The organism is Prochlorococcus sp. MIT 1300 (genome assembly GCF_034092375.1).
Taxonomy (GTDB): Bacteria; Cyanobacteriota; Cyanobacteriia; order PCC-6307; family Cyanobiaceae; genus MIT-1300.
The window spans coordinates 1,353,826-1,366,419 of sequence record NZ_CP139302.1 but is presented as its reverse complement, the minus strand read 5'-3'; the positions used below and the strand labels follow the sequence as shown (position 1 = coordinate 1,366,419).

At 40.1% G+C, this 12,594-nt stretch carries 11 protein-coding genes; 4 read left to right on the top strand and 7 right to left on the bottom strand.

Going from position 1 to position 12,594, the window contains the following annotated elements; translation table 11 throughout:
- The first annotated feature begins 21 nt into the window (after positions 1–21).
- Positions 22–969 (top strand): hypothetical protein, encoded by a 948-nt coding sequence (locus SOI83_RS07045; protein ID WP_320675992.1) that lies wholly within the window; start codon positions 22–24, stop codon positions 967–969.
- Between the two features lie 216 nt (positions 970–1,185).
- Positions 1,186–2,634, top strand: coding sequence for a glycosyltransferase (locus SOI83_RS07040; RefSeq protein ID WP_320675991.1), 1,449 nt, complete (start codon positions 1,186–1,188; stop codon positions 2,632–2,634).
- Between the two features lie 19 nt (positions 2,635–2,653).
- On the opposite strand, the gene SOI83_RS07035 is transcribed toward SOI83_RS07040, so the two are convergent.
- The 5 genes from SOI83_RS07035 to SOI83_RS07015 form a co-directional block, all read right to left on the bottom strand.
- Complete coding sequence (locus tag SOI83_RS07035; protein ID WP_320675990.1) at positions 2,654–3,463, bottom strand: ABC transporter permease; 810 nt, start codon at positions 3,461–3,463, stop codon at positions 2,654–2,656.
- Positions 3,460–4,311 carry an ABC transporter ATP-binding protein gene (locus SOI83_RS07030; RefSeq protein ID WP_320675989.1) on the bottom strand — a complete coding sequence of 284 codons (852 nt, stop codon included), beginning with the start codon at positions 4,309–4,311 and terminating at the stop codon, positions 3,460–3,462. Before SOI83_RS07030 ends, SOI83_RS07035 begins: the two co-directional genes overlap by 4 nt.
- A 163-nt stretch (positions 4,312–4,474) precedes the next feature.
- On the bottom strand, positions 4,475–5,794 hold the full coding sequence (locus tag SOI83_RS07025) for a glycosyltransferase (RefSeq protein WP_320675988.1): 1,320 nt from the start codon (positions 5,792–5,794) through the stop codon (positions 4,475–4,477).
- Position 5,795: 1 nt separating this feature from the next.
- Positions 5,796–6,899: a glycosyltransferase gene (locus tag SOI83_RS07020; RefSeq protein WP_320675987.1), complete on the bottom strand. Its 1,104-nt coding sequence runs from the start codon at positions 6,897–6,899 to the stop codon at positions 5,796–5,798.
- Positions 6,899–7,975: a hypothetical protein gene (locus SOI83_RS07015; protein WP_320675986.1), complete on the bottom strand. Its 1,077-nt coding sequence runs from the start codon at positions 7,973–7,975 to the stop codon at positions 6,899–6,901. Before SOI83_RS07015 ends, SOI83_RS07020 begins: the two co-directional genes overlap by 1 nt.
- Before the next feature lie 123 nt (positions 7,976–8,098).
- Between SOI83_RS07015 and SOI83_RS07010 the strand changes: the two genes are divergently transcribed.
- Both SOI83_RS07010 and SOI83_RS07005 read left to right on the top strand, forming a co-directional pair.
- Complete coding sequence (locus SOI83_RS07010; RefSeq protein ID WP_320675985.1) at positions 8,099–8,857, top strand: sulfotransferase domain-containing protein; 759 nt, start codon at positions 8,099–8,101, stop codon at positions 8,855–8,857.
- 4 nt (positions 8,858–8,861) lie between these two features.
- Positions 8,862–9,752, top strand: a complete 891-nt coding sequence (locus SOI83_RS07005; protein ID WP_320675984.1) for a hypothetical protein — start codon at positions 8,862–8,864, stop codon at positions 9,750–9,752.
- Here SOI83_RS07005 and SOI83_RS07000 read toward each other — a convergent pair.
- Together SOI83_RS07000 and SOI83_RS06995 are read right to left on the bottom strand one after the other, a co-directional pair.
- Complete coding sequence (locus SOI83_RS07000) at positions 9,656–11,425, bottom strand: glycosyltransferase (protein WP_320675983.1); 1,770 nt, start codon at positions 11,423–11,425, stop codon at positions 9,656–9,658. The genes SOI83_RS07005 and SOI83_RS07000 overlap by 97 nt on opposite strands.
- Positions 11,426–11,435: 10 nt before the next feature.
- Positions 11,436–12,572 (bottom strand): glycosyltransferase family 9 protein, encoded by a 1,137-nt coding sequence (locus tag SOI83_RS06995; protein WP_320675982.1) that lies wholly within the window; start codon positions 12,570–12,572, stop codon positions 11,436–11,438.
- Between the last annotated feature and the right edge of the window lie 22 nt (positions 12,573–12,594).

The following is a 12,594-nucleotide window of genomic DNA, read 5'->3' as shown; positions in this document are numbered from 1 at the left end:
GGATTGTTTAGGCGACTGCAAATGCGTCTATCCATCCTTGTGGTCTCCTGTGATTGGAAACTGCTGAATAGTTTGTTAGGAAGTTTGGCTGAAGCAACCAAGCTCTCTTCAAATGATTTGGAAATTCTCTGCTCATGGAATGGCTCGCCAGCAGACGAGCAAAAAATAATTAACAGCTCCCCTTATGAATTCCTTATTGCTCAAAGGCTCCCCTATCACTTCGCTAGCAATATGAATCAGCTAGCCGGACTTGCTGCCGGTGAACTGCTCATGCTGGTCAATGATGACATTGTTCTAGACCCTGCAAGCATTGATGCTGGTATCGACTGTCTTACACAAGAAATCAAGGCTGGAGTTGTAGGAGGTCGACTTCGTAATGGATCTGGACAGCTTGTCCACGCTGGAATGCTTTTCGACACCAAAAGCTCCGCCTACCATCAGCTTGAACATATTTTACCTGCAAAAGACCAATCAATAATCAATAAAAACATAGCCATGCCTGCAATAACAGGGGCCTTAATGTTCATACGACGGATACATTTCCTTCAATTAAAATTCAACGAGAAATATATTAGATGCGGCGAAGACGTCGAACTGTGTTTAGATATTCGTGAAAAGCTTACCCTCAAGGCCTATTATTCAGCGAAGGCAAGTGCAATTCACGAATATTCCAGCACCAGACAAAAGAAAAATTTAGCCGGCAACAATTCAGAAGACCTAGTTAGAATGCGCAACAGGCGAAGAAAATTTCTAGAGCAAATAAGCATTGAAGAACTAAAAGATGAAATGAATGCTTCTCAGAAGGAAAGTGAAGCATTATTATCTATTATTAGAGGTGATAGTAAGCTCGAAAAAGATCTAAAGTACTGGAAAAATCAAACTCATTCTCTTCAATTACATCGCATCAAGCAAGACCAAGAAATTACACGGTTAAAAGAAAGAATAAATCTGCAACGAGAGGAGCAGTAAGCCTGCCTACTTATAAATTTAGATCAATTTATCCATTGAAAGAACCAACAAAATATATTCTAATGCCTGAGAATCCTGCCCCAAACAAGAATGGCTCAAAAGGGCGCAACCGAAAGAGGGATGCAGAGTTAAGGTGAAGTCGCCGAACCTGCCTCCATGGAGTCGTCAAGTCTTTTGTCTGAACAGCAACTCTTTCTGAAAGGCAAAAGGGTCTTGGTGACCGCTCTCGACCTAGAGCAAAGCGAACATAGAGGCATCGCAACGTACTCCAAAGCACTCATTTCGCTTTTACGCAATGCTGGTGCTGAAGTCTGGCTACTAACACAATTTGATCCACCTAAAAAAAGTTCAGGCCTAAACCGACTCCCAAAAATCACCCAAGAAGTCATCCATAGTTCCAAGGTCCTAAGTCAACTCAGCACTGGATCAAAAGACAGAAGGGTCTTATTTAGAGGGAAAATACCATTCGCTCAGAAATTATCTAAAATTCCTGAGTTAATGGAATTAATTATTGAATGGATACGCAGGCCAAGAAGATATCCCAAGCGAAAGATCAATAAAATCCTCATCAACAATCTATTTGACAATCCCAACCTGAGAAATGAAAGACTTGGTTATCTCAAAAATGTAGATGGTTTATTATGTGCCAGAAATATCTATAAAGCCAGCCTAATAGCTACACTTCTACGAAATCATACAAAAGTATCCATAGATTTAGATGGGTTTGATATTTTTATAACCACTTGTCCACTAAGCTTAAAACCATTCAATGTACCAGTATTTATTCAAACAATTCATGATGTCATACCACTTGAATATGATCAACACGACGACAATGGACTACAGTTTGGCAGAAGACTTCAAGCCTGCCTTTCTTCAAGAAGAATATATGTCTCCTCTTCTACTGCATACAAATTTCGTAACCAAATAGATCTTCCAACTTTTTCGAACCAAAGAATAAAGACACAAATCCCAAGAGAGGCTAGAGAAGAAGTACTTGTACAGCCCCCCTCTCTGAATTTCCCTAAATGGTTAACATCCGATTCAAAGGTTATAGCTGATCTGAAACCTGTTAGCTACCTACTTAGAGATCAAGGACAACTAACACCATTTAAATATTTATTATTTAACTCTTCTGTGGAAGCGAGAAAAAACCTGCTTTTCCTCGTAAAGGCTTACGTAGAATCTAACGTAAGCAAGGAAGGTATCAGGTTATGTGTCACTGGTAAATTAAAACAAGATTCCTACAGTAAAGCTGTAAAGGAAATTGTTAAAAATGAAAAGGGGATTCTACTGACTGGTTACATTGATGAAAGCACAAAATTAGATCTTTACCTAAATGCAATGGCTTTGGTAAGTCCCTCCTTGGTTGAGGGTTTCGGTATTCCTGTTCTAGATGCAGCATGCCTTGGAATGCCAGCAATTGTTAGCAGCTGCGATTCCCATAATGAGATACAATCGATCCTAGACTTTGAAAGATATGTGCATTCTATCGACACAGTAAATACACGTGAATGGGCTACAGCAATTGAATCAGTAGTGGGGTTATCCTCTAACAATCACTCTCCAGAAAAAGAAAGGGAAAAACGAATATGCAGATATGCAGAAAAAGTATGTTTCTTTGAACAAAAGTTTCAGGAAGACCTAAAAAAGCTAATCAACTAAAAACATGCAACTTTGATTTCTAAATCAAAAAAGGCAAATTTCTTCTTTCCCTATTTAGCAAGCTCAAAGCAAGCCAAATGCAGAAAATATTAGAAGCAAGTAACAAGACTGCCACAGGAATATTAAGCTGATTGGCCATTAAACTATGGCGCACTTGATCAAGAATGCGATATAGAGGATTGTAATTTGCCGTCCAAACTAGAGAGCCAAGATTATCTTTTTTATACAATATTGGAGAAAGAAGGAAAACCAATTGAAGCACTATAGGAACTAACTGGTAGAGATCCCTATATCTAGCCCCTAAAAGACATATTAACAAAGGGAACCAATAGAGGAATAGAAACAAATTAACCAATGGCAACCAACCATTAATCAGAAGGTTTAGGAACAAATTATTCTGAAAAAAGCTAAGCGCGAGAATAACAAGTAAAAAAGACTGGAAAAATGTCTGGATCTGAAAAGACCATTCCTCAAGCGTGTAAAAGACAGGATTCAAACTTGTATTGTGAATATGAACTTGATTATGTTCGAAGAGATTTGGTGCAGATGCGATGGCTGCAGCAATTGTATTCCAAACGACCAGACCAATTCCTAAATAAACAACATACTCATTAAAATCATCTACCTTAAATACAGCACCATATACAACTGCTAGAGCTGCTATAGAAAAAAGATTAGATAATCCCAACCAGAAGCTTCCAAATACTGTTCGAACAAATCTTGCCTTAGTTCGTGCCGTTGCCGTAAACCACCAAACACGACGCATTGCCCAAGCCTCTTTCAAGGTATGGCGGACTGATCTGACATTTACCCGGGGTGAAATAGTCAAGAATTTTTGTGGTAAAAGCTCAAAGACTCTTCAAGAGGCCCATCGAAAACAATTGTTCCCTCTTCAAAGACCAAACCCCGGCTACAAAAACGTTTTAGCAATGACTCTGAATGAGATGCCAAAAAAACTGTTCCTGTTGTTCTTAAAAAATCATGTAAACGCAACTGAGCACGTTCAAAAAAGCTGGTATCGCCTGCACCTAAACCTTCGTCCAGGGCTAAACATTCGTGCCGACATGCTGTAAGAACTGCAAAAAGAAGACGAGTAGCCATCCCTTGGCTATATGTCTTTACGGGCAAGTGAATGAAATCACCCAAACCTGAGAATCCAACTACATCTTCACTGAAGGCCTCAAAGCCTCCTAAATTCCCATGAACCATAAGGTAATGCGCCTTAATGGCTTGCATTCCACTTAATTCTGGACTGGTAATAAAGCTCTTATGAAGCATTGGATAAACGGGAACACGAGACTCAAAAAAACCAGAAGTATTCTTATAAATTCCAGAAATCAAACGCAAAAAAGTAGTCTTCCCAGCGCCGTTATGACCAATTAGAGCTACTCGCTCACCTTCACACACACTACAGCTAACACCTTGCAATGCAGTAATGACTGCACCACCCCGCCTACGACTTAACTTTCCACCCGTAACTGAGCGAATCAAAGTGGATTTCAAAGTTCGTGTTTCAGTAGTAAATACAGGAATATCAAGGCCTACGTTTTCCAAAGTAATCACGACCTTAGATGGATCTAAACCACCAAAGTGTTGTTTCTGCTGTGGTCGATCCTTTCCACTAGCAGAATGATCTTGCTCGGATGGATCGGAATCAATTGGGAGGGTGGTTATCAAAAGATCTGTTCGCGCATGACTTGATTAAGGCTAAGCAAAGGAATTAAATCAAAGCGGCCTTAGGCAAAGCAAATAGAAAGAAGCCTCTCAGGAGCATAATTATATGAAAATCACCAACAAAAACATAAAAGAGGCAAGATCTTGCATAGCTTTAAAAAAATCGCTATCTCCCAGAGGCCAACGAACGTATAGCCGCAAGCAAACATAATCCAAGCAAATCCGAACTAAGACCTGACAACCGCTGATTCCGACGACGAATCAAAACCTGATCAAATCCACGCCAAGTCTCTCGATCAAGAATTAGCTGCAGCAACTGCACTAACTCCTTTGGTTTATCAGCAGAAAAGCGAAGACAAGCTTTACCCCCCGCCTCGACCAACCCACGAGAATCTGCTACTAAGACAAGAGCCTTAGAAGCCAATGCCTCTATTACCGGTAATCCAAATCCCTCTATTCGACTGGGAATGATCACTGCCAACGCGTTTTGATAAACCAAAGAAAGTTCAGAGTCTGTAAATCCGGCAGCCAGAATCCGCCCTTTTAAGGCAGGTGCAAAATCCTCAAATTCCTTTTGTCGAATTTCAGCTCCAATTCCAGACACAATTAATTGGATTTGTTCGAGCCCAGGTGCACTAAGGGCCTCTAACAAAAGTTCAGGGTTTTTATAGGAACCTATTGCACTTGTTGCAGGGAGAAGGACATAGGGTGCAGCAATGCCTGAATGACGCTTCAAAATCCTCCAGGTTTCATTTTCTTCTGCAAATACTGCAGAATTAGCAAACGTTGGAGTAGGTGCTAAATGGCACCAGGGGATCGAGCCGGAATACTTACCAAGCAATTTTTCTAAATCATCAGCTGTAGCCGCAGAAACAGCGAGATGAGCACTAGCACCTCTAAGCCATCTATTACGCAAATTCTTTAAAAGGGGAGGCGCTTGAAAACGTTCTGGCAAGCAATCATGCACGAGCGCAATTTCACTACAGCTAGGGGACTTAGGACCCGAAGTACTTATCCAACTAGATACAAAAACATCAGCATTCCAATCAGACACGAAGAATGCATTTTCTGTAGCCAACTCCAAAACGGCCCTGGAATCTAAAGGGTCTGCAAACTTCCCATTCACTTTTTGGAACGAATCAATGTTGAAGCGATGATTACCACGCTCAATTACACAAACTGGTGCCGCATCAGAAACCATGCCTTCTAAAGACCAACAACTCAGTATTTGATCCCATACCCTTGTAATTCCTCCATAAGCTCTACAAAACCAAACTCCATCAACCAAAACTCGCGGACCAGGTTTCCCACTCAACCTGAGCTCAAGTTCCTTATAAAGAGGACAAGAAGTAAATTTGGGTTGAGTTTCCTGAATTAATCGAAGTTGTTTAGTAGCAGCTGCAATTCCAGAATCCCTCCATTTCTGTAAAATTTCAATGCTGGCTAATGCTTCATCATCTTTTGTACCTTGAAAATAAACAGACATCTCAAACACTCCCTTTCCTGATTTCAGTCAAACGATATCTCCATATTTGATTCGAAAATTCATAGTCATATCTATCTCTAGCTCGGAGAGATAGTTTCTTATAAAGTTCATCATCAAGAAGTAGTTTCTCTAAAGTACCAGTGAAATCCTTTAGCTGACCACTCCAGGGTGAACCTGCCAATTGGCTGACCCAATACATTCCTGAACGGGGAAGATCAAAAGCAAATGCAGGAATCCCAGATGCCATAGCCTCAAGTTGAACAATCCCGAAAGCCTCATTACAGTTGTTTGCGGGAAGCAGCAAAGCATCTGCATTTGCAAGAAGTTTGTATTTTAGTTTTTCATCTACACGACCATAAAAACTAACCAACTGACCAGGTGATTTAAATTTTCTAGCCAACTCTTCAAGTCTTAAGCGGTCGGGCCCATCACCTACAACGATCAGTTTTTTTGCAGCTGGAATTTCTGAGAGGACCCTAATCAACCAATCAACACGCTTATAACTATCTAATCTACCAATTACAATTAATGTGCCAGTGGGCGAATATCCAAACCTACTTCTTTCTTGGCAGATTAAGCTTAATTGATACTCAGCTTCAGGTGATATCGCACACGGCAAATAATTAATCTGTCTCGCAGGTATTCCTTCATCCTGTAAGGCCTTGGACAAAATTGGAGAAGTACAAATAACAGGAAAAAATCTTATAATTTTCAGTGCTATACGTTGATATATATCCTCAAACAACCCCAGTAAACCTGGTCTTTTATGCAAAAATGCATGCCAATAGAAGGCTATATAGCGGTTAGGATTTATAAGTCTTGAAACTAAGCAAATCAACAAGACTGTTGGACAGGGCAAATGGCCTAAAAGCGGTTTTTGACTAATCAATAAACCCATCAAATCTTTTGAAGGGAAGGGAATAATAATCTTCCCCATTGAAATAGACAACAAGAAACTGCGTGCATAATCAACAGCCAATGGTTCTGGTGATTGCTTTGCTGGCCTCAGAGTAAATACTTTCCCTTTAAGCTCCAAAGCAATGCGATGAGCAACTCTTTCAACTCCACCAAAACCAGGCGGCCATTCCCTCACCAATTGATCCATTAGAATTTACTCAAAAGGTTCTTGATACTTCTAAATGGTGCGGTCATCTTCCAACTGCTCGAAGCTTTTATAGCCTCATTTTCATCTTCAAGGCGTAGAAGCTCTTTCTTCTTACTTTCTAATTCTCGAACCAAGAAATTTTGATCTATATCAGTTCTACATGGGATAGGGTGTTCAACTATGTTATGGCGATGAAGAATATTTAAAACACACCTTGGCAAAGCATCAAATGCTTCTTGAAAAACCATAGTAGAATTACCTTCTTTTCTCAATAAACTATAAACCAATTCACATTGCTCAATCAATGCTTTATCTGAGCAATTAGTCATGTTAATAGATATTGATTTAGATGCTCTATTAAGATTTGGAGAAAGTCTTTTAGCAATTGCCTCCTCCCAGGTACTCTCACTAAATAATCTATATCCATTTCTATCAAAACAATTTATTAGTTGCCTAAAAATACTTTCAGCCTTTAAATTATTATTCAGATCCAACAAATCCTCATAGAAGACGACAGTATCTTCCGGATGCAATGAAGAAGCTAGATGATAATTATAAAGATACCAAATAGATAATCCTGCTTCTATAGATAGACCATTCCTTGCATAAAGTGAAGTGGCAACTTCCAAAGGCTTTCGCACTATCCCTATGATTGGAATACGCTTCAACAAAATATGCAAATAAGCATTATATGTAATGCACAAACGAGGGTCTTTATCTATCCAATCTTTATTCAATGCATGATCATGGAATTCTTCACGCCAAGACTCGAAAGTATCAATAAATTCTTTAGATCCCCATATAGGGGTCAACAAAGGAGGGTGATCCCAAGAACAGGAAATCATTCTGAGCAACTTATCATTAGTTTCCACCAAGCGTTGTGATTCAAAAAAACCTCGTGGGTTATCAAGCTTTGTCGTTAAATCCTCAATACCAATTGAGTTTCTTGCATCCATGGCATCCTTCAGCAAGGAAGCCAATAGAGATGTGCCCGAGCGATGGCAACCAGTTACGAACAAAGAGCCTCTGACATCAATCTCTTTCAGCCTAAAGGGAGCAGAAGCTTCTTTTGGCACAAACTTTTAGAATTCAAAGATCAAACACATAACTTCCCCTCGCATAAATTGTTGGTCAAAACCAGGAGCCATCTTGATCATGCCTACAAGACAAAGGACAGGGCAAATTATTAAACAAAAATCATGAGCCAACTTTTACGTTTTCTTATCAACGGGGCCCAAAAAAGTGGTACTACAGCGCTGTATAACTATCTCAAAATTCATCCCTCACTTTGCTTGCCCAAAGACAAGGAGCTACATCTCTTTGATAATGAAAATAGAGATTGGACAAGAGAATCTATAAAGCAGATTGACTATGAAATTAATCATCATTTCCCAAATTCATCATACAGCACACTTTGTGGTGAAGCCACACCAGTAAGCCTTTTCTGGGAAAAGGCTCCTGAACGGATATGGAGATATAACCCTGATATGAAAATCATTTCAATTCTTCGCAATCCCATTACAAGGGCCTACTCACATTGGAATATGGAATATAAAAGAGGGCGAGATAATATGCCATTTAATATATCCCTAGAACAAGAAGAAAAGCGTTGCAGAGAAGCTTTGCCATTGCAACATCGTGTTTACTCTTATCTATCTAGAGGGTTTTATAGCTCACAGATAAAAAGATTGTGGCGATTTTTCCCTAGGGAACAGACTTTAATTCTACGGCAAGAAGAACTTTTAAATAATCCTCAAACAACCCTAATGAAAATTTGCAAACATCTTAAAGTAGATGCAATAGAGTTTCCTGGTGAATTAAACTCAAATAGTTTAGAATATATACATTTGATGCCTTTAGAAGCACGAAAAACCCTGGCTCGCCTCTACAAAGCAGAGATCCGTCAGTTAGAAATTCTACTTGGCTGGGATTGCAGCGATTGGTTAAAAATAAGCTAATCAAATGAAAGTACTTCTCACAATCCCACATGTCTTTGCACCTCTCAAAGGTTCTCTATATTCGTCCCAAAATGAACTCAAGAGAGGCCTAAAAACTAAAGCTCTTCATTCAGCCACAGTTGGCAATATAGATCGCCATAGCAAAAGGCATTGGATACACGCATCACTAGGTTTGGGCAAATCAATTGTTACTAGGGAATTATCAACAAATCTAGGAGTAGACATAAGAGTTGAAGTATTCACTCCCTCAAAAGCAACATTAGCTTCAGAACTAGAAACAAATATATCTATTCATCTATATGAGCCCAATTGCACTGACTACCAACAAATACCTTTAATTGCTTCAAGGCATCTACTTGAACAAGCGCCTCATTACGATCTACTTGGCTATATGGAGGATGACATCTTAATAGAAGATCCAGAATTCTTTTCGAAGATACTTTACTTTGAAAAGTGCTCTGATGGGAGTCATGTATTCATCCCTCATCGATGTGAAAATATTCCTGGCAAAGGTGATGTAATTCTTTCTGGTGATCCAGATGGAGGTCGCCCAGACTTGTTCTGGGATACAGGTGAATTAATAAATATTCCATGGCCCTTAGGGGAACGAAAGTTTTATCGTGCGACCAATCCGCATTCAGGGTGTTATTTCTTGACTAAGACCCAAGCCAGCAAGGCACTCGCTTACTGGGAAGCCCATAATTGGACACCAGATTTTGAATTATCAGGACCGTTAGAGCAGGCAGGAAGTGGACTATTACTACCTATTTTTAAAGTGATGAAGCCTATTCCTGAGCATTATAGATTTCTAATGGTTCGCCACCAAGATAGGCTTTGGGAACGCCACCCCTTTGAATCTTCAGGCGGAGTAAGTTCTGATTTAATTTCCTTCTGAGAAAGAATACTTCTACCTAAAAGGGTGTCGTAAATATTTTTTGCTTCCGGTTCAAGTCTATAAGTTCCAACAGTTTGGTTCCGAAGATTAGGCTCATAAAATCTCAACTCTTCCATTTTCAACTGCCTAGGTAAAGAAAGTTCCCCAATTACCTCAACAGCTTGCATGCGAAAGTGATCTGGCTCTTCTCCAAAGTAAATCAAAGGGAAGTTAAGTTTCTCGTGCCAATAAAGAAGTTTTTTATTATATAAAGTCCACAGCAAAATACCTTCTTCCAATGACATTTGATTACGTGCATTCAAGGAAAGCGCAACCTCCTCTGGATGTCTAAAAATTCCAACGCACTGCAACTCTGGTAAAGCATCAAGCCATCCTTCCAAGCAAAAGAGACTACGAGGATCCTTAAAGCCCCAACAAGTTTCCTTATCAAAGCTATTAATGATCAAATCACGTAATAAGACATGGATAGGGTCCCAATTGATATTTTCAGGAGGTGAATCCCAATCACCACCTGCTTGTTTCATAAGGTCCTCATGGAGTGTTCTTATAGATAATGCCTCTCTATTGCCTTTACGATTATGCGGAGCTTGTGTCACAACATCTCCAAGTACTAAGCCCGCTTCTTGCAAAGTGCCTGTTAACAGGCTTGTACCACTTCGATGCATCCCCAAAACAGCTACTACACTTTGAGGAAAATCAAGATCATTCCTCTGATCACTTTTTGATTGATCCTTATATGGATTGCTAGACATTAATGAAAGCAAATCATTTCGTTGGTCTAATGCATATTTAAACCAAGGCAATACAGATTCATGGGCATTCCCTAAATAATCACTATTCAGCCAAGGTGTTGGGTACGGATCAAAGGACTTACCACGAATCAATAAATATTCTTCAGCCATAACTGACCAATTGTCTACAGGCCGTGTCGTAACTCCTCCATGGAACTGGTGAAAACTTGCTTCTCCAAGCAAAGTTACTAGTTGAATTCCTGGTAAATTTTGGGCACGTTGATAGAAATCTAGATTGACAAGTCCTCCTCCTGGACTAATAAATTTCTCCTCATAACCACCCAACTCATCATAACTTTGACGAGTCAATACAACAGCATTACTTTCTGCCAAAGGGGCAAATATTCCATATTTTGAAGAACCTGCCAAGGACGAAATATCATATAGTTTATAGCCATCATTCTCCCAATCAACACTTTCCAGAAGAGTGTCTTCTACTTTTTGATTATACCCTTCATTAACAGACTCTTGTTGTGGTTTTGCCCCCAAGTGACAGCCAAGAGTACTAACCAATGGACGGTGATAAGCCCTTAAAGCCCTCAAAGAATATTTAACAAATCCTGGTGACAGCATTCTTGCGCCATCGATAAGGATCCCAATAGCATGTCCACGGGACTCTCTGACTGCTTCATTAATGGCAGCTGCTGGAGAAGGATATTGACTATCAAAATATATATACCGAAAAGAGGGGTCAATTGCCTCTACAGCATCATTGCCTAGCGGTTCCGAAGAGGCATTTTCAACAACTATTACTTCATAGAGCTCAGAAGAAACTCCCTGATAAGCACTAGTAAGTGTTTTTAATGTCCTAGGGGCCTCTCGGCGCATGTCGAACACTACAACTATCAAAGAAAGTAACGGGGACCACTTAGATTTATTCAATGGCCAATAGCTAACGACCAGAGGTTACAGCTAAGACCCCATTCAACCAATCAATCACTTGCTGAGGCGCAACACTTGCCATACAAGGATGACCTTCAACCAGGCAATCATCATTTCGGAAGCGATTCTCAGCACAAACTGAGCAAGTAAATAAAGCAACTGTTCTTTGAACTGATTGACAGCGTGGCAGCCACAAACTCAAAGGACTAGCACCAATTTCCTCAACATCATTCCCAACAACAGCCAAAGTCGGTACTCCAGTCGCTCCTGCAATATGCAGTGGTCCAGCATCAACACTGATAACTGCTTTTGCTCTTTTACAAGCGCCAGCCAATTGAATAAGGCTCGTCTGACCTCGTAGATCTATTAAATCAGTAACTTCTAACAACCAATCCTCTCCAGAACCAGAGTTGTAGGACTCTATTTGAGCGGCAGGTGCACTACCCACAAGTCCTACGGAGAAGCTCTGAGCGTTCAAATAATCAATAACTATCCGCCAAAACTCAAATGGCCAAACTTTTGCGGAGCGAGCAGTGGTGCAGTGAATTAGGACATCAGGGACTTGAAATAAAACCTCTTCAGTTGGTAATTGAATTTGGGATGAATCAACTTGATCAGCTACAAAAGCAAGCTGGCAAAATAATTCAGCTATATAGTTACTTGAAAAAATTCCTTTATACCGCTCCACAAATTCCTTAGTAGACCAATCTGGATCATCCAAAAATCGCTGTTGAGGCAATGATCCCCATGGCAAAGAGCGACGTAAATTCTCTGTGAGACTACCTCCGGCCACATAGCGAGGTCTTAACCAAGGAACCAAACTGCAAGTGACAAAATTAAACCCATCCAAATTTAATGCCAGCTGAACATCCCCATAACTACGAATCTTTTCAAAAATCAATTGCTGTAATTTCAAACCTGCCTCAAACGAAGGGTTATCCCAACTCACACGCCAATCAATCAATGAGTAAGACTCCTCAAAATCAGCAGTTACATCACTACCAATAAAACCAATAATGGCATCTTGAAAGCGTTGCTTTATCCCTTGCAAAACAGGAGTACTCACAACAAAATTTCCCACTTTGCATGAACCCAGCACAACAATGTGAGGAGCCGCCCCTAGATGCTCGCCGGAATAGCGTTGCATCGAAATCATGTCAATTCACAAT